16 protein-coding genes are annotated in these 15168 nt (G+C 60.2%); 7 read left to right on the top strand and 9 right to left on the bottom strand.

The genetic code is table 11. From position 1 onward, the window contains the following. Positions 1-32 precede the first annotated feature (32 nt). The 5 genes from AMM41_RS14065 to AMM41_RS14045 all read left to right on the top strand — a co-directional run bounded on the left by AMM41_RS14065 (position 33) and on the right by AMM41_RS14045 (position 4724). Positions 33-638 (top strand): lytic transglycosylase domain-containing protein, encoded by a 606-nt coding sequence (locus AMM41_RS14065; RefSeq protein WP_089959901.1) that lies wholly within the window; start codon positions 33-35, stop codon positions 636-638. Between the two features lie 70 nt (positions 639-708). Further along, positions 709-1107 (top strand): GntR family transcriptional regulator, encoded by a 399-nt coding sequence (locus tag AMM41_RS14060; RefSeq protein WP_089959896.1) that lies wholly within the window; start codon positions 709-711, stop codon positions 1105-1107. Continuing rightward, a complete protein-coding gene (locus AMM41_RS14055) occupies positions 1104-1937 on the top strand; it encodes an ABC transporter ATP-binding protein (RefSeq protein WP_194944793.1) in 834 nt (277 codons plus the stop codon). Before AMM41_RS14060 ends, AMM41_RS14055 begins: the two co-directional genes overlap by 4 nt. After that, complete coding sequence (locus AMM41_RS14050; RefSeq protein ID WP_089959886.1) at positions 1934-3316, top strand: hypothetical protein; 1383 nt, start codon at positions 1934-1936, stop codon at positions 3314-3316. The genes AMM41_RS14055 and AMM41_RS14050 overlap by 4 nt, the downstream gene beginning before the upstream one ends. A 1-nt stretch (position 3317) precedes the next feature. Continuing rightward, on the top strand, positions 3318-4724 hold the full coding sequence (locus AMM41_RS14045; protein ID WP_089959883.1) for a hypothetical protein: 1407 nt from the start codon (positions 3318-3320) through the stop codon (positions 4722-4724). Between the two features lie 89 nt (positions 4725-4813). Here AMM41_RS14045 and grxD read toward each other — a convergent pair whose 3' ends face one another. The 4 genes from grxD to hemA form a co-directional block, all read right to left on the bottom strand. Next, complete coding sequence (gene grxD / locus AMM41_RS14040) at positions 4814-5137, bottom strand: Grx4 family monothiol glutaredoxin (RefSeq protein ID WP_053171770.1); 324 nt, start codon at positions 5135-5137, stop codon at positions 4814-4816. Between the two features lie 85 nt (positions 5138-5222). Then, the gene (prmC, locus tag AMM41_RS14035; RefSeq protein WP_089959880.1) at positions 5223-6092 is read right to left on the bottom strand and encodes a peptide chain release factor N(5)-glutamine methyltransferase; all 870 of its coding nucleotides are present in this window, start codon (positions 6090-6092) and stop codon (positions 5223-5225) included. Then, positions 6092-7180 carry a peptide chain release factor 1 gene (gene prfA, locus AMM41_RS14030; protein ID WP_089960107.1) on the bottom strand — a complete coding sequence of 363 codons (1089 nt, stop codon included), beginning with the start codon at positions 7178-7180 and terminating at the stop codon, positions 6092-6094. Before prfA ends, prmC begins: the two co-directional genes overlap by 1 nt. A gap of 85 nt (positions 7181-7265) precedes the next feature. Continuing rightward, the gene (gene hemA, locus AMM41_RS14025; RefSeq protein WP_089960102.1) at positions 7266-8537 is read right to left on the bottom strand and encodes a glutamyl-tRNA reductase; all 1272 of its coding nucleotides are present in this window, start codon (positions 8535-8537) and stop codon (positions 7266-7268) included. A 138-nt stretch (positions 8538-8675) separates the two neighbouring features. On the opposite strand from hemA, the gene AMM41_RS14020 reads away from it, so the two are divergent. Then, positions 8676-8951 (top strand): hypothetical protein, encoded by a 276-nt coding sequence (locus AMM41_RS14020; RefSeq protein ID WP_089959877.1) that lies wholly within the window; start codon positions 8676-8678, stop codon positions 8949-8951. Between the two features lie 110 nt (positions 8952-9061). Then, positions 9062-9976 carry a Bug family tripartite tricarboxylate transporter substrate binding protein gene (locus tag AMM41_RS14015; protein WP_228769288.1) on the top strand — a complete coding sequence of 305 codons (915 nt, stop codon included), beginning with the start codon at positions 9062-9064 and terminating at the stop codon, positions 9974-9976. A gap of 7 nt (positions 9977-9983) precedes the next feature. Here the strand turns inward: AMM41_RS14015 and ugpQ are convergent, their stop codons facing one another. From ugpQ to ugpB, 5 genes are all read right to left on the bottom strand, one after another. Further along, the gene (ugpQ, locus tag AMM41_RS14010; protein WP_089959870.1) at positions 9984-10745 is read right to left on the bottom strand and encodes a glycerophosphodiester phosphodiesterase; all 762 of its coding nucleotides are present in this window, start codon (positions 10743-10745) and stop codon (positions 9984-9986) included. Then, positions 10742-11755: a sn-glycerol-3-phosphate ABC transporter ATP-binding protein UgpC gene (gene ugpC, locus AMM41_RS14005; RefSeq protein WP_089959868.1), complete on the bottom strand. Its 1014-nt coding sequence runs from the start codon at positions 11753-11755 to the stop codon at positions 10742-10744. Before ugpC ends, ugpQ begins: the two co-directional genes overlap by 4 nt. 110 nt (positions 11756-11865) lie before the next feature. Continuing rightward, complete coding sequence (ugpE, locus tag AMM41_RS14000; protein WP_089959865.1) at positions 11866-12720, bottom strand: sn-glycerol-3-phosphate ABC transporter permease UgpE; 855 nt, start codon at positions 12718-12720, stop codon at positions 11866-11868. A 9-nt stretch (positions 12721-12729) separates the two neighbouring features. Continuing rightward, on the bottom strand, positions 12730-13611 hold the full coding sequence (gene ugpA, locus AMM41_RS13995; RefSeq protein ID WP_089959861.1) for a sn-glycerol-3-phosphate ABC transporter permease UgpA: 882 nt from the start codon (positions 13609-13611) through the stop codon (positions 12730-12732). Positions 13612-13709: 98 nt separating this feature from the next. Beyond that, positions 13710-15014 carry a sn-glycerol-3-phosphate ABC transporter substrate-binding protein UgpB gene (ugpB, locus tag AMM41_RS13990; protein ID WP_089959857.1) on the bottom strand — a complete coding sequence of 435 codons (1305 nt, stop codon included), beginning with the start codon at positions 15012-15014 and terminating at the stop codon, positions 13710-13712. Positions 15015-15168: the final 154 nt, after the last annotated feature.

The raw sequence follows: 15168 nt of genomic DNA, 5'->3' as shown, positions 1-15168 counted from the left end.
AACATGCAAAGGTGCCGCTGAGTACCCGCCCAATGCGCCGCGCATTCCTGGCCCAAATGCTGCTGGGACTATGTCCGGCCGGTGTCGTCCGGGCCGGCTCCCAAATCGAAGAGCCTTTGTCCCACTCGGTGCGTTCTGCCCTGAGTGCGGCGGTAATGGCCGCTGCCCCGCCTGAACCGCTGCTGAGCACGCCCCAAGAGCAGCAGGCCTATGCCCAATGGCAGGCGTTCAGCAGTCAGCGACTGGCTCGCTACAAAAACCACCCCACTGAGCGCCAGGAGTTTTTGCAAACCCTTTGGTACGAAGCCCGCAGAGCGGGCCTGCCCCTGTCCCTGGTACTGGGTGTGGTACAGGTCGAAAGCGCCTTCCGAAAATACGCCATTTCCAGCGCTGGGGCCATGGGTTATATGCAAGTGATGCCCTTTTGGGCAAGGCTGATTGGGGATGGCAACGCAAGCCGTTTGTTCCACATGCAGACCAATTTGCGTTTTGGATGCGTCATTCTTCGGTATTTGCTGGATCGAGAGCGTGGGGATCTGTTCATGGGGCTTGGCCGCTACAACGGCAGCCGTGGCAAGTCAGCCTATCCACAGGCCGTGTTCGCGGCACAGCGGCTGTGGGTTCATGTGGTGGATTGAAATGATCATTAAGGTATTTAAATTTATGGCTTGAAGTTTTGTTTTTTTGTATTATTGAACTAATACACCAATGCACATGAACTTCGCCATTGCCCCCAGCGACCCCACCCCGATCTACCGCCAGATCGTGGAGCAGGTGCGTCGGCAGATAGCGGGCGGGCAGTTGCGCACAGGCATTGAGCTGCCCAGCGTTCGCGCCGTGGCGCAACTGCACGCGATCAACCCCATGACGGTGTCAAAAGCTTACAGCCTGCTGGAGGCCGAAGGCTTGCTGGAGCGTCGCCGGGGCATGGGCATGGTGGTGGCCAATCACCCCGGACAAAGCGACACAGCCGAGCGACAAGGCCTGCTGCGCCCAAGCCTGCAAGCGGCCGCACAACAAGCCCGGCAGTTGGGTCTGACTGCACAGGCCGCAATGGCGCAATTTGAAGAATGTTTGAGAGAAACTCATCAGGAGGAGACACCATGAACGAGCCCATCATCAGCGCTCATGGCGTGCAGCACGTCTACCAGCGCAAAGCCGTGCTGAATCAGGTCAATCTGGATGTGCCGGAGGGGGCTGTGCTAGGTCTGGTCGGTCGCAACGGTGCGGGCAAAAGCACCTTGCTGCGCAGCCTGGTAGGCCTGACGGTGCCTGACAAAGGTTTTTGCAAACTGGGCGGCTGCCTCAGCACCGACCTGAGCGACAGCGTGCGTGAGCGACTGGGGTATGTGGCGCAAACCCCGGATTTGTTGGACTGGCTGACGGGCGATGCGCACTTTGAACGCATCGGCCGTCTTTATGCCCACTGGGATCAGGACCGAGCCTGTGCACTCGCAGCGCAATTGTCTTTGCCATTGCACACCAAGGCCAAAGACTTGTCATTGGGCGACCAGCAAAAACTCAGCGTGGTGCTGGCCCTGGGGCATGACCCGGACATCTTGATTCTGGACGAGCCTGTCGCCAGCCTTGACCCGATGACGCGCCGCGCCTTCATGCGGGCCTTGTTCGATCAACGCAGCAGCGAGCGCCCGCGCACCGTCATCATCAGCAGCCACCTGCTGAGCGATCTGGAGCGCGTGGTCACCCATGTGGCCTTCATGCGTGAAGGCCACATCCAGCTCATGGACGAATGGGATGCGCTGACCGAACACTTGCGTTTGGTGCATGTGCACGGCACAGAGGCACCTCGGGGTGCCATCTTCCAAAGTCGGCACCTGGAGCAGGGCCTGTGGCTGGTGGACACCCGCTTGCCGGGTGCACCCGGCAACGGACGGGCGCTGAACCTGGACGACCTGTTTTTGGAGCTGAACGCATGACAGCCGCTGTGCGTCGGGTTTCGGGGCTCACGGTGCTTGAAGGTTGGCAGCTGATGGGCACGACCCTGTTTCTGGGGCTGTATTGTCTGGTGGCCTTTGCGGTGCAGACTGTGCATGGCAGCCTCGGGCGTTTTTGGCTCAACACCGCCTGGGGCATAGCTCAAGGGCTTGTGTTGGTTGCGGCTTTGTCTGCATCTTTGGCGTGTTTGCGGGAAATGCACACCTTGCGAAATCGCATCGCACCGGCAGGTCATGCGCGAGTCTCGGTCAATCGCATGTTCCGACACCTTGCACTGTTTTTCCTCATAGGGCTCATCCCTTTGGTTGTGATCAGTCACATGGCCGTTGAGGTACCTGCCGTGGCCGTCAACCCCTGGACATTACCTGTTTTTGTGTGGGTGGGTGCCCCTTTGTGCATGTTGAGTGGCATGGCCTGGTACAGGCCGTGGCCCTGGTGGGGCAAGGTAGCCGTCTGGTTGCTGTCGGCCACCCATTGGACGGTGCACTACGCGCTGGCCTTGAACTGGGGCGTGGGCCTGGGGGCTTGGCTTGTCACGGCCTTGTTGGCCATCGGGACATTGGGGCTGGTGTGGGTTCGGCACTTGCTGCTGAAACCTGGCGGAGCTTCATGGACACAGCCCGCAGCGTATTTGAAATGGGGAAAGTTTTGGCTGCACCGGTGGTTGAACCGCCCCCCTCAACTTGATACGAACTTGGTTTGGCTTTTGATTGTGATGGTCGTTCAGGTGATTCCCCGAGCCATCGAACATCCAGATTTCCCTGCGTCCTTGGTGAGCAATAATTTTTGGGCCGACCGGGTGTTTTTTTTGGCAATCTTGATGTTCGTCACCTTGCGGTCCGAACGGAGCCACTGGCGCTGGCAGATGGTGCCCGGCTCAGGCTTCAGAAAGCGGCTTGGTACGGATATATACAAGTGCACTGCGCAGTATTGGGCCCTGGATGTGGTCGTCTTTTTGCTTGCATTTGCCGTCCTTCGTTGGTTTTTGGATCCTTATTCGTTGGCGGATGTGATCGGAATATGGCGCTTGCTGGCTTGGCCACTGATGGTGGATGGGGCATTTGCGCTGGGTTGTGCCGTCTGGTTGCGCTCTACCCACTGGCGTTCTGTGCCTGACATGACGGCCCTGTTTTGTTTGTTGTTGCTGGTGATGCTGCTAACGTCCCCTCGGCTCATTGGTGCACGCTCATGGCTACAGTACGCTCTGATCGGTGCGCCCTCATCTCTACAGGACACCCTGATGCTGTCCGCCGCATGGCTCATGGTGCTGCGTGCCAACAAAAACTTCGAAACGTCCAATTGGTCGTGGCTCAGCAAGGGTCGCAATTCTGAGTGGTGGGTCAAAGTCAGGAGGTCATGACATGAACAACACGACCGCCCTCGGCCAGCAAGCCGTGTCCGTTTACCCCGGTTTTGGGCGCAGAACGCCCGAGGCCCTGATCTGGCTGTGGCTGGTGCTGTTCATCATCACGGTGCTGTTGGCGATGGTCAGCCATTCAGGATTTTCTGAGTTCGCCGTTGTACTGTGCGCTCTCAGCAGCCTGGCTGCGGTGTGTGTCACCCACGCCGGCCTGCGCGACATGCACATCTGGGTGCGGCGGCTGGTGCCTGTGCATCGGGTGCATCAGCGCATGCACGATATGACCCACGGTTGGTGGGTTTCCGGCATGCTGCTTTCTCTGGCAACGCTGATGGGGGCCTGGGTGTCGTTCGGCGTCACGTTCGTCAGCCACCTGCCCGAGTTGGGCGCTGTGTTGTTGTTGGCACTGGTCTGGCACACGGTCTGGGTGTGTGCGGTGCACTCTTGGTGGGGCATGGCGCATCCGGTGCATCTGGCCGTACCCCTGCTGGGCGGTCTGCTCACCATTTTTTGGCCCGGTTCGGTGTTGGGTGCTTGGCAGCAAGCGCCGTTGGCACTGTGGTTGCTGGCAGCGGCTTATGGTCTGGGCGCTGCGGTGTGGATGTTTCGTCGTATGTTGACGCACACCCGCTTGGGGCTGACATGGCAACCCGGTCCAGGCGGGCGACTCGAAGCCTGGTTCAGGGGCTTGCTGGCCCATGCTGGGTTCATTGAGCAGGGTGATTTGGCAGGGCGGCCTTGGAGCGCGATCCTGGGGGCAGGTGTGACATTTGCCCTGATCCCGACCCATCAACTGGGGAGCTACCGCTTGCTGGAGCCCTGGGGCAGTGAGCTCACGCATTACGAACTTTCGCGAATGGGGTTTCTCTGTCTGTTTTTTCTGCCTGTGCTTCGCTCCAGTCAATGGCATTGGCGGTATTGGCTGTCGCCTGGTGGGCAAATGCGCCGCCATTTGGGCCTGAACCTGATCACCTCCACCCTGCGGTTTGTGGCTTTGTGGTTTTGCCCGGGGTGGGCCGTGTTTTATGGGGCCAAGCAGTTCTTCTTTTCTGACCAAAGCGGCTGGCAAATCCTGACCCATCTGGCTTTGTATGTGCCTGTGATGATTGTGGATTTTTGGGTGGCCACTGCGCTGGTGGTCTGTCTCATGGGCTTATTCAAACCATGGGGACGGCTGTTGTTCAGTTGCGCTTTGATCCTCTCGCCTGTGGTGTTGATCGGGATGACGCAGGCGGACAGCCGCTGGGCCTGGTTGCAGCACTGGGGCCACCGCCATGGCGTCTGGCTGGCTGTCATGACCCTGATTGCGCTGGTGCTCACCTTTGTGGCCCAGCGCATCTGGCGCAAGGCAGACCTTGCTCAGGTCTGGCGCGAGTACGAGGGCAAAACGCAGACCCTCCAGAACTGAATATCGGGGCATACAGGCCCTGGACCGCCCGCAAAAAAGCCACCCGAAGGTGGCTCTGGCAGGGCTTGTGGCCCGGGTGTGGCGGTCGATCAGGCTTGGCCGTTGATCACTTGCTGCAATTCACCCGATTCGTACATCTCCATCATGATGTCCGAGCCACCGATGAACTCGCCCTTGACGTAGAGCTGGGGGATGGTGGGCCAGTTGCTGTATTCCTTGATGCCCTGGCGGATTTCAGCGTCGTCCAGCACGTTCACGGTTTTGACCGTCTTGGGGTCCACGCCGACGGCTTTGAGGATCTGGATGGCACGGCCAGAAAAACCGCACATGGGGAAGCTGGCGCTGCCCTTCATGAACAGGGTGATCTCGTTGCCTTTGACGAGTTCGTCGATGCGTTGCTGGGTGTCGCTCATGGTGTTGCTCCAAATGGGGTCGATGTCGAGTGGGGTGAATTATGTCTCTGATTGAAAGTCTGCCATTTTCACAGGGATGTTGCTGTCACTTCGGCATGGCCGCGCCCGTGCACCGCTCGATGCCGCCCAGATCGCGGCGCGACTGCACCTGCTCAAACCCGGCTTCGCGCAGCAGCGCTTGTACCTGGGTCGCCTGGTCCCAGCCGTGTTCGAGCAGCAACCAGCCGCCCGGGGTCAGACAGGCAGGGGCTTGGGCGATGATTTGGCGGATGTCATCGAGGCCGTCGGGGCCGCTGGTCAGGGCCTGCAGGGGCTCGTGTGTCAGGGTGGCCAGGTGCGGGTCGCCCTCGGCCACATAGGGGGGGTTGGAGACGATGAGGTCAAAGCGGCCCGTGCGCTGGATGTCTACTGCGCTCAGCCAGTCGCTGGCGATGAATTGCACACCCAGCTGCAAGCGGGCGGCATTGGCGCTGGCCACGGCCAGGGCGTCTTCGCTGGCGTCCACGGCCCACACGGTGGCATCGGGCCGGGCGTGTTGCAGCGCCAGGGCCACCGCGCCGCTGCCCGTGCCCAGGTCGAGAATGCGGAGCGAGCGATTGGAGGAGGAAGATGAGGGCGCGGAATCAGCCAGACACGCCAGAGCCCAGTCCACCAAAGTCTCTGTGTCGGGTCGCGGGTCCAGCACGCGGGCGTCCACGGCCAGCGTCAGGCCAAAAAAATCCTTGCGTCCGGTGATGTAGGCCACGGGCTCACTGCTCAGGCGGCGCTGCAGCGCGTCTTGCCATGCGTTTGATTGCGCAGGCGTCAAGGTGTCGCTGTCGTGGGCCAAGAGCCAAGCGCGGTCGTGCAGCGGGCGTTGCAGGCTGTGCAGCAGCAAGATCTGCGCGTCCACCCGGGCCAATCCTTGGGTTTGGGCTTGGCGCAGGCACGCGGTGACGGTGTCGGCGGTCTGCATCAGGCGGTGGCCCCGATTTCCAGCGCGGCCAGCTGTTCGGCCGCTTCGTAGCTTTGCAGCGCGTGGACCACGTCCTGCAAATCGCCCTCCATGATTGTGAGCAGCTTGTACAAAGTCAGGTTGATGCGGTGGTCGGTCAGGCGCCCTTGCGGAAAGTTGTAAGTGCGGATACGGTCGCTGCGGTCGCCGCTGCCGATCAGGCTCTTGCGCTCAGCCGCGTCTTTGGCGGCGCGTTCGGCACGGTCTTTTTCCTGAATGCGGGCTGTGAGCACTTTCAGGGCCTGGGCCTTGTTGCTGTGCTGGCTGCGGCCATCCTGGCACTCGGCCACGATGCCGGTGGGCAAGTGGGTGATGCGCACGGCCGAATCGGTTTTGTTGATGTGCTGCCCACCCGCCCCGCTGGCGCGGTAGGTGTCGATGCGCAAGTCCGAAGGGTTGATCTTGATGGCCTCGGCTTCGTCAGGCTCGGCCAAGACCGCCACGGTGCAGGCGCTGGTGTGAATGCGGCCTTGCGTTTCGGTGGCGGGCACGCGCTGCACCCGGTGACCACCGGATTCAAACTTGAGTGCGCCGTAAACCTGGTCGCCCTCGATGCGCACCACGACTTCTTTGTAGCCGCCCAGCTCGCTCATCGATTCCGAGACGATTTCGCACCGCCAGCCCTGGCTTTCGGCGTACCGCGAGTACATGCGCAGCAGGTCCCCTGCAAACAGGGCCGACTCGTCGCCCCCGGTGCCTGCACGGATTTCGACAAAGGCAGGGCGGGCGTCGTCGGGGTCTTTGGGCAACAGCATGCGCTGCAGTTCAGCTTCGAGGGTTTGCAGCTCGGCGTTGGCGTTGGCGATTTCCTCTTCGGCCATGTCACGCAAGTCAGGGTCGTCCAGCATGCTTTGGGCTGAGAACAAGTCAGCGTTGCGTTGCTGAAAGCGGGCAAAGCGCGAGGCCACGGCGCTGACCTCGGCATGTTCACGCGACAGCTTCAGGAACTGCGTCATGTCGGCCATGATGTCTTCGCGGGACAGCAGAAAGTCCAGCTCCGTCAAACGCAGGGCATAGCGTTCGAGTTGTTGGATGAGAAAAGGTTTCATGCGAACAAAATTTGTGTAGCTTGGCGCTTGAGTGCCAGAAAAAGCCATGTGTCAGAGCGAAAGCCCTGGCCTACAAAGTTTGTCGCTAACGCTCTTTGCGCAAAAACACGCGCTGCACGGTGTGCATGGTCTGTGCGCGGTGTTCCGGGTCTGCGCCGCGCAATTCGGCCAGAGCACCATGCATCATTTTTTGGGTCAAACCTTTGGACAAGGCTTCCATCACGGCAACAGGGTCGTCGCCCCGGGCCAGGAGCTTTTTTGCCCTGGCCAATTCGGCTTCGCGCCAAGCGTCGGCCTGGTTTTGCAGTTGTTGAATCAGGGGCACCGTGTCGCGCTGGCCCAGCCAATGGCTGAAGCTTTGTACCCCAGCGTCAATGATGACCTCGGCCTCGGCCACGGCCGCTTGACGCTGAGCCTGACCTGCTTGAACCACGCTGGCCAAATCGTCCACGGTGTAGAGGTACACATCTTCAAGGGACTTGACTTCGGGTTCGATGTCCCGGGGCACCGCCAAATCGACCATGAACATGGGGCGGTACTTGCGCTTTTTCAGGGCCCGTTCCACCGCGCCCAAACCAATCAAGGGCAGGGTGCTGGCGGTGCAACTGATGACGGCATCAAACTCGTGCAAACGCTCGGGCAGGTCGGCCAGGCGCATCACTTCGGCACCAAAATGGCTGGCCAAGAGTTCACCCCGGTCCAGGCTGCGGTTGGCAATGGCCATGCTGTGGGGCTGTTTGGCGGCAAAGTGGGTTGCCACCAACTCAATCATTTCTCCGGCACCCACAAACAAAATGCGAATGTCCTTGAGGTCTTCAAACAATTGGCTCGCCAGTCGCACCGAGGCGGCGGCCATGCTGATGGAGTGGGCTCCAATTTCGGTAGAGCTGCGCACTTCTTTGGCGACAGCAAAGCTGCGCTGAAAGAGCTGGTTCAGGGTGCTGCCCAAAGCACCAGCTTGCTCGGCCGCCCGCACGGCATCTTTGAGTTGACCCAGAATTTGGGCTTCGCCAAGAACCATCGAGTCCAAACCACTGGCCACACGAAAAGCGTGTCGGGCCGCCTCATTGCCTTCGAGCAAGTAAGTGTGCGCATGGAGTTCAGAAGCGCTGACGCCGCCTGTTTGCGCCAACCAACGCAAAGTGTCGTTGGTGGCCGCTTGGTCAGCGGCGCAATAAATTTCGGTTCGGTTGCAGGTCGAAAGAATGGCCGCTTCGGGCTCTTGTGCGATGCGGTGGGCCAAGTCTCGGCGCAAACCTTGCAAAGTAGGGACCAATTTGTCAACGGCGAAAGCAAACCTGCCGCGCAAATCGAGCGGTGCAGTGGTGTGGTTCAAGCCCAAAGTCCAAACAGCCATGAGGTCCATTATAGGCACGGTCTGTCAACTTGGGTTGACACGATAGGCGAGGAATTTGATTGACGTGTCTTTGAAGGCACAATTTAAAGTCAAAAAACAGGTAAAAGCTGTCTCTCTATTCCACAAAATCGAGTCAATATGACATTTTGGCAATTGATGTTGCATTTTTTAGGCTTTGTCATGCCCGCCTTGGCCATGGCCGTGTTCATGCCTTTGGCCGGGCGATGGGTCATGGGGCCGGGTGGTTCATCGTGGAGACGTCGAATGGGACTGCACGCCTTGAGTGGGGTGTTGGTGTTGGTGGCCGGCTTGTGGGTACAGGGGCAAGATGGAAAAATGAACACTTACATCGCTCTGGTGCTGACCGCCGCAACGCTGGAATGGGTTTTGAACAAAGCCTGGAAACGCCGTTGACAACCCTGTAAGGCTTTCTCTGCCAATTTCAACCACTGAAGGGAGATCACATGACACAGACTACAAAACGGATCACCAAGCTCATCGTTTCGATTGGCTTGGCCGCAGCCATGGGCAGTGCCTGGGCTTTTCCAACCAAACCGATCCGGGTGGTGATGGGTTTTCCGGCGGGTGGCCCGCTCGACCAGCACGCCCGCTTGCTGACCGACCGGCTGCAGGCCCAGCTCGGGCAGCCCATCTTGGTGGATTACAAAGCAGGTGCGGGCGGCACCGTGGGCGCTCAAGAAGTCATGCGTGCCACGCCCGATGGCCACACGCTCATGTTGGCCAACACCGGGGTGATGGTCATCAACCCGGCGCTGTACACCAAGCTGCCTTACAGCACCTTGCGTGACTTTGTGCCGGTGGCCCGCACCGCCATGCAGCCACTGGCGCTGCTGGTCAACCCCAAAGTGCCCGCCAACACCTTGCAGGAGTTCGTGGCCTATGCCAAAGACCGTCCCGGCCAGATCAACTACGGCTCGGCGGGCAATGGCGGCAGCAGCCACTTGGTGCCCGAGATGTTCAAGTCGGCCACTGGGCTGTTCATGGTGCACATCCCTTACCGCGGTAGCGCCCCCGCCTTCACCGACCTCATGGCGGGGCAGGTGCAATTCATGGCCGAGAGCATTCCGCAAGCCGCCCAGTACCACAAGCAAGGCAAAGTCAGGGCACTGGCCGTGACCAGCCGCGAGCGCAATCCGGCCTTGCCCGATATCCCCACCGTGATGGAAACCGGCATCAAGAATTTCGAAGTGGTCGGCTTTTATGGCTTTTTGGCCCCGGCAGGCACTCCCAAGGACGTGGTCAACAAGCTCAGCGACGCGTTCAAGGCTGTGATGAACCAGCCCGACATCCGCCAACGCATGGTGGCGCAAGGGGCCGATCCGGCCTATTTGGGGGCCGATGACTTTGCAAAATTCCTGACGGCCGAAATGCCGCGCTGGGCGGCGGTGGTTCAGAAATCGGGGGCCAAGCTCGATTAAGGGGCGCTCAGGCCGGGCTGAACAAATCCACCCGGTCTGTGATGATGCCGTCGGTGCCCAGAGCCAACAGGTGCTGCGCGGCCCAGTCGTCATTGACGGTGTAGCTCAGGCACCGCATGCCTGCGCCATGGACTTGGGCCACGGTGGCCGCGTCCCACAGCGCGTAGTTGGCGACCACCGCCACGCATTTGAGTTCTTGCGCTTTCTCAAACCAGCCGGTCCAAAGCGTGTCGACCAGCAAGCCGCGTGGCAATTCGGGTGCCGCTGTTTGTGCGGCTGCTAATGCATCGGGTTTGAACGAGGTCAGGAGCGGTGGCACGGCAGCGCCCGCCCACAGACGGGCGGCCAGACGCGCTACGGCTTCGCCCGTGGCGGCTTCGGTGCCCGGCGTGGGTTTGATTTCGATGTTCAGCAGGTGGCCATTGCTGAGGCAAAACCGCGCCAGTGCTTCGAGCGTGGGCAGGGCTTCACCCGCAAAAGCGCGCGAATGCCAGCTGCCTGCGTCCAGCTGCGACAGGGCATGCCAGGGCAGCTCACCGCCGATGCCTTGGCCATTGGTGGTGCGCGTCAGCGTGGCGTCGTGCATCAGGAACACCATGCCATCGGCGCTGAGCTTGGCGTCGCATTCAAACATGCGGTAGCCGTGCGCCGCGCCCAGCCGGAAGGCGGCCAAGGTGTTTTCCGGGGCGAGCTTGCCCGCACCCCGGTGCGCGATCCAGCGCGGGTAGGGCCAGGCGGGGAGGGCGGTCTCGGCGTTGGTGGGGTTCATGCTGTGGCGATGCGTTGACCGGTTTTGGCGTCAAACCAGTGGAGTTTGTCCGCGCGGGGGGTGATGCAAAAAGATTCGCCTGCTAAAGGGGCGGGCAGGGATGCGTCCAGGCGCAGCGTGAGGTTTTCTGCACCCAAACGGGCGTGCACCAGCCGCTCAGCGCCGAGCAGCTCCACGGTTTCCACCAGCAAAGGCCAGCCTGTTGGCGTGATGTCCATGTGCTCGGGTCGAATGCCCAGAATGCGGCCTGCCGGGGTGTCTGGGGCTTGTTGGAGCAAGTTCATCGGGGGCGAGCCAATGAAGCTGGCCACAAAGGTGCTGGCCGGGCGGTTGTAGACCTCTTCGGGCGTGCCGAACTGCTCCATGTGGCCGCCGTTCATCACGATCATGCGCTGGGCCAGGGTCATGGCTTCGACCTGGTCGTGTGTGACAAACAGGCTGGTGATGCCGAGTTCGCGGTGCAGTTTTTGAATTTCCAGCCGGGTCTGGGCACGCAGTTTGGCGTCCAGATTGGACAGCGGCTCGTCAAACAAAAAGACTTGGGGCTGGCGCACGATGGCGCGGCCCATGGCCACGCGCTGGCGCTGGCCGCCAGAGAGTTCGCGCGGCTTGCGCTGTAAGAGGTGGGAGAGTTCCAGAATGCCTGCGGCCTTGTCCACCCGGGCTTTGATCTCGTCCACTGGCACTTTGGCGATTTTCAGGCCATAGGCCATGTTGTCGAACACGCTCATGTGCGGGTACAGCGCGTAGTTTTGAAACACCATGGCGATGTCGCGTTCGGCCGGCTCCAGGTCGTTGACCACGCGATCACCGATCGAGATGGTGCCGCCCGAGATGTCTTCCAGGCCCGCCACCATGCGCAGCAAGGTGGATTTGCCGCAGCCCGAAGGCCCGACGATGACCACGAACTCTCCGTGTGCGATCTGTGCACTCAGGTCGTGGATGACGGTGTTGGCCTTGGCCCCTTGGCCATAGGTTTTGAGGATGTGAGAGAGGGTGATGGCAGCCATATGTTTTTTGATCAGGCGAGGACAGCGCAATGCTTCAAATGGGTCTGTCCCCGGGTTTTTAATTTGACGAGGACAGAGCGCCGCTTCGCAGCGGTCTGTCCCCGGGGTTATTATTTTTCCGTATCAACCAGGCCCTTGACGAACCATTTTTGCATCAGGATGACGACCAGCGCCGGGGGGAGCATCGCCAAGATGGCGGTGGCCATGACCACGTTCCATTCGGTGTAGGCCTCGCCAGCGATCAGGCGTTTGATGCCCATGACCACCGGGTACATGTCTTCGTTGGTGGTCACCAAGAGCGGCCACAGGTATTGGTTCCAGCCGTAGATGAACTGGATCACAAACAGCGCCGCGATCGAGGTGCGTGTCAGTGGCAGCAGGATGTCGATGAAAAACCGCATCGGCCCCGCGCCGTCCATGCGGGCCGCTTCCACCAGTTCGTCGGGCACCGTCAGGAAAAACTGCCGGAACAAAAACGTGGCCGTGGCAGAGGCGATCAGCGGCACGGTCAGGCCCGCGTAGCTGTTGAGCATGCCCAGGTTGGAGACCACCTCGTAGGTGGGGCCGATGCGCACTTCGACGGGCAGCATCAGGGTGACAAAAATCATCCAGAACACCAAGTTGCGCAGCGGAAAGCGGAAATACACGATGGCAAAAGCCGAGAGCAAAGAGATGGCGATCTTGCCAATGGCAATGACCAGTGCACTGACCAGGCTGACCCACATCATGGGGGCGGCCGCCGGGATGCGGCTGCCAGCGCTGGTTTCGCCGCCAAACAAGGCGGTTTTATAGGTCTCCAGGGCGTGGCTGCCGGGCCACATGGACATGGGCACCGATTGGGCGATTTCGGCGGCGCTTTGGGTCGATGCGATGAAAGTCAGGTACAGCGGGAAGGCCACGATCACCACCCCCAGGATCAGCACCAGGTGGGACAGGACCGTGAGGCCGGGGCGTTTTTCAATCATGGGGCGGGCTCAGTACTGGACTTTTTTCTCGACAAAACGGAACTGCACCACTGTCAGTGCCACCACGATCAGCATCAGGATGACCGACTGTGCGGCCGAGCCGCCCATGTCCAGCGCCTTGAAGCCGTCGTAATAAACCTTGTAGACCAAAATGGCCGTGTCTTTGCCGGGGCCGCCTTGGGTAGTGGCGTCGACAATGCCGAAGGTGTCAAAAAAGGCATAAACCACGTTGATGACCAAGAGGAAAAACGTGGTGGGCGACAACAGCGGGAACACGATGGTCCAAAAGCGGTGCCAAGGGCTGGCCCCGTCAATGGCCGCCGCCTCCAGCAGGGATTTGGGGATGGACTGCAGCCCCGCCAAAAAGAACAGGAAGTTGTAGGAGATTTGCTTCCACACGGCCGCTACCACGATCAGCGTCATGGCATGGCCCGAATCGAGCAAGTGGTTCCACTCGATGCCCACCGAGCGCAAATAAAAGGCGATCACGCCCATGGGCGAGGCGAACATGAACAGCCACAGCACGCCTGCCACCACCGGGGCCACGGCGTAAGGCCATATCAGCAGGGTTTTGTAGATGGCAGCGCCCTTGAGCACCCGGTCGGCCATCACGGCCAGCAGCAGCGAAATGCTCAAGCCGAAAAAAGCCACCAGCAAGGAAAAAACCGCCGTGGTCTTGAAGGATTCGAGGTAAGTGCTGTCGGCAAACAGGCGCTCAAAATTTTCCAGTCCGACAAATTCGGTGCTGGTGCCAAAAGCATCTTGTGACAGCACGCTTTGGTAAAGCGCCTGCCCGGCGGGCCAAAAAAAGAACACCAGCACGATGGCCATTTGGGGGGCCACCAAAAGCCAAGGCAACCAGTGAGACTGAAATCGAACGCGTTTTTCCATAGGGGCAGAGTTTAGGCGAGCCACAAAAGCTCAAAAAGCAGGGGCACATGGCCCCTGCTTTCAAGACAAAACCCGGGCAGGCGGCCCGGGGCGCGGGCTCACTTGTTGGCTTTTTGGAAGCGCTCGAGCTGCTCGTTGCCACGCTTTACTGCGGCATCCAGGGCTTCTTGGGGGGCTTTCTTGCCGGCCCAGACCTGTTCGAGTTCCTCGTCGTTGATGGTGCGGATCTGCACAAAATTGCCCAAACGGATGCCGCGTGACTTCTCGGTGGTCTTGCGGATCATCTGCTCCACCGACACGTCGGTGCCAGGGTTTTGCTTGTAGAAGCCCGATTTCTCGGTCATCTCATAAGACGCCTTGGTCAGTGGCAGGTAGCCGGTACGCTGGTGGCTCTTGGCCGCTTCTTCGGCCTTGGACAGGTGGGCAAAGAACTGAGCCACGCCCTTGTATTCGTTGTCTTTCTTGCCCGACATGACCCACAGGCTGGCACCGCCAATGACGGTGTTCTGGGGTGCACCCGCCACATCGGGGTAGTAAGGCAGGGTGGAGATGCCGGAGGCGAACTTGGCGTTGCGCTTGATGTTGCCGTACAGCGCAGACGAGCCGGTGGTCATGGCGCATTCGCCCGACACAAACACCGCATCGGCCGCGTTGCCCCGGCCTTTGTAGACGAACAGTCCGGTTTTGGCCATGTTGGCCAAGTTGTCGATGTGGCGCACATGCAGCGGGCTGTTGAAAGTCAGGCGTGCATCAATGCCGCGCATGCCGTTGCCTTTGGAGGCGAACTCGGTGTTGTGCCAGGCCGAGAAGCTTTCGAGCTGCGTCCAGCTCACCCAGCTGGTGGTGAATGGGCATTTGTGGCCAGAGGCCTTGAGCTTGCCTGCGGCCAGCGCCACTTCAGGCCAGGTCTTTGGTGGCTTTTCAGGGTCCAGGCCAGCGGCCTTGAAGGCGTCTTTGTTGTAGTGGAAGACCGTGGTGGAGCTGTTGAAGGGGAAGCTCAACATCTGGCCGTTGGGAGCGGTGTAATAACCGGCCACTGCAGGCACGTAGGCGTTGGCGTCAAAAGTGACGCCGGCTTTTTTCATGACCTCGCCGACAGGCACGATGGCACCTTTGCTGGCCATCATGGTGGCGGTGCCCACTTCGAACACCTGCAGGATGTGCGGGGCATTGCCGGCACGGAAGGCGGCGATGGCGGCGGTCATGGACTCGTCGTAGCTGCCTTTGAAGGTGGGCACGATTTTGTAATCTTTTTGACTGGCGTTGAAGTCTTTGGCCAGGTCGTTGACCCACTCGCCCAAGGCACCGCCCATGGAGTGCCACCACTGGACTTCGGTTTGGGCTTGGGCTGACACGCTGGCCAGGCCCAAGGCGAGGGCGGTGAGGGAGAGTTTGAGTTTCATGAAAGTTCCTGAAAAAAGCTTGAACAATCAAAAAGCCCCCTGTTTTGGGGCATTCTGACGCGATGACTGTGCCTTTGAAAAATGACAAGTCTATTAAGGATGGATGAATTCAAAGTGACAATCCGGATTTTCCATGAGCCGTGACTCTCAGGTG

It is taken from the genome of Limnohabitans sp. 2KL-3 (assembly GCF_001269405.1).
GTDB lineage: Bacteria > Pseudomonadota > Gammaproteobacteria > Burkholderiales > Burkholderiaceae_C > Limnohabitans_A.
This window is presented reverse-complemented; position numbering and strand designations above follow the sequence as displayed.

Bases quoted from the DNA above. Each gene is read 5' to 3' on its own strand.
- ugpQ (WP_089959870.1), bottom strand. From the start codon at position 10,745: ATGAACCCCACCAACGCCGAGACCGCCCTCCCCGCCTGGCCCTACCCG.
- ugpA (WP_089959861.1), bottom strand. From the start codon at position 13,611: ATGGAAAAACGCGTTCGATTTCAGTCTCACTGGTTGCCTTGGCTTTTG.
- AMM41_RS14050 (WP_089959886.1), top strand. From the start codon at position 1,934: ATGACAGCCGCTGTGCGTCGGGTTTCGGGGCTCACGGTGCTTGAAGGT.
- hemA (WP_089960102.1), bottom strand. From the start codon at position 8,537: ATGGCTGTTTGGACTTTGGGCTTGAACCACACCACTGCACCGCTCGAT.
- grxD (WP_053171770.1), bottom strand. From the start codon at position 5,137: ATGAGCGACACCCAGCAACGCATCGACGAACTCGTCAAAGGCAACGAG.
- prfA (WP_089960107.1), bottom strand. From the start codon at position 7,180: ATGAAACCTTTTCTCATCCAACAACTCGAACGCTATGCCCTGCGTTTG.
- AMM41_RS14055 (WP_194944793.1), top strand. From the start codon at position 1,104: ATGAACGAGCCCATCATCAGCGCTCATGGCGTGCAGCACGTCTACCAG.
- prmC (WP_089959880.1), bottom strand. From the start codon at position 6,092: ATGCAGACCGCCGACACCGTCACCGCGTGCCTGCGCCAAGCCCAAACC.
- AMM41_RS14060 (WP_089959896.1), top strand. From the start codon at position 709: ATGCACATGAACTTCGCCATTGCCCCCAGCGACCCCACCCCGATCTAC.
- AMM41_RS14020 (WP_089959877.1), top strand. From the start codon at position 8,676: ATGACATTTTGGCAATTGATGTTGCATTTTTTAGGCTTTGTCATGCCC.
- AMM41_RS14045 (WP_089959883.1), top strand. From the start codon at position 3,318: ATGAACAACACGACCGCCCTCGGCCAGCAAGCCGTGTCCGTTTACCCC.
- ugpB (WP_089959857.1), bottom strand. From the start codon at position 15,014: ATGAAACTCAAACTCTCCCTCACCGCCCTCGCCTTGGGCCTGGCCAGC.
- AMM41_RS14065 (WP_089959901.1), top strand. From the start codon at position 33: ATGCGCCGCGCATTCCTGGCCCAAATGCTGCTGGGACTATGTCCGGCC.
- AMM41_RS14015 (WP_228769288.1), top strand. From the start codon at position 9,062: ATGGGCAGTGCCTGGGCTTTTCCAACCAAACCGATCCGGGTGGTGATG.
- ugpE (WP_089959865.1), bottom strand. From the start codon at position 12,720: ATGATTGAAAAACGCCCCGGCCTCACGGTCCTGTCCCACCTGGTGCTG.
- ugpC (WP_089959868.1), bottom strand. From the start codon at position 11,755: ATGGCTGCCATCACCCTCTCTCACATCCTCAAAACCTATGGCCAAGGG.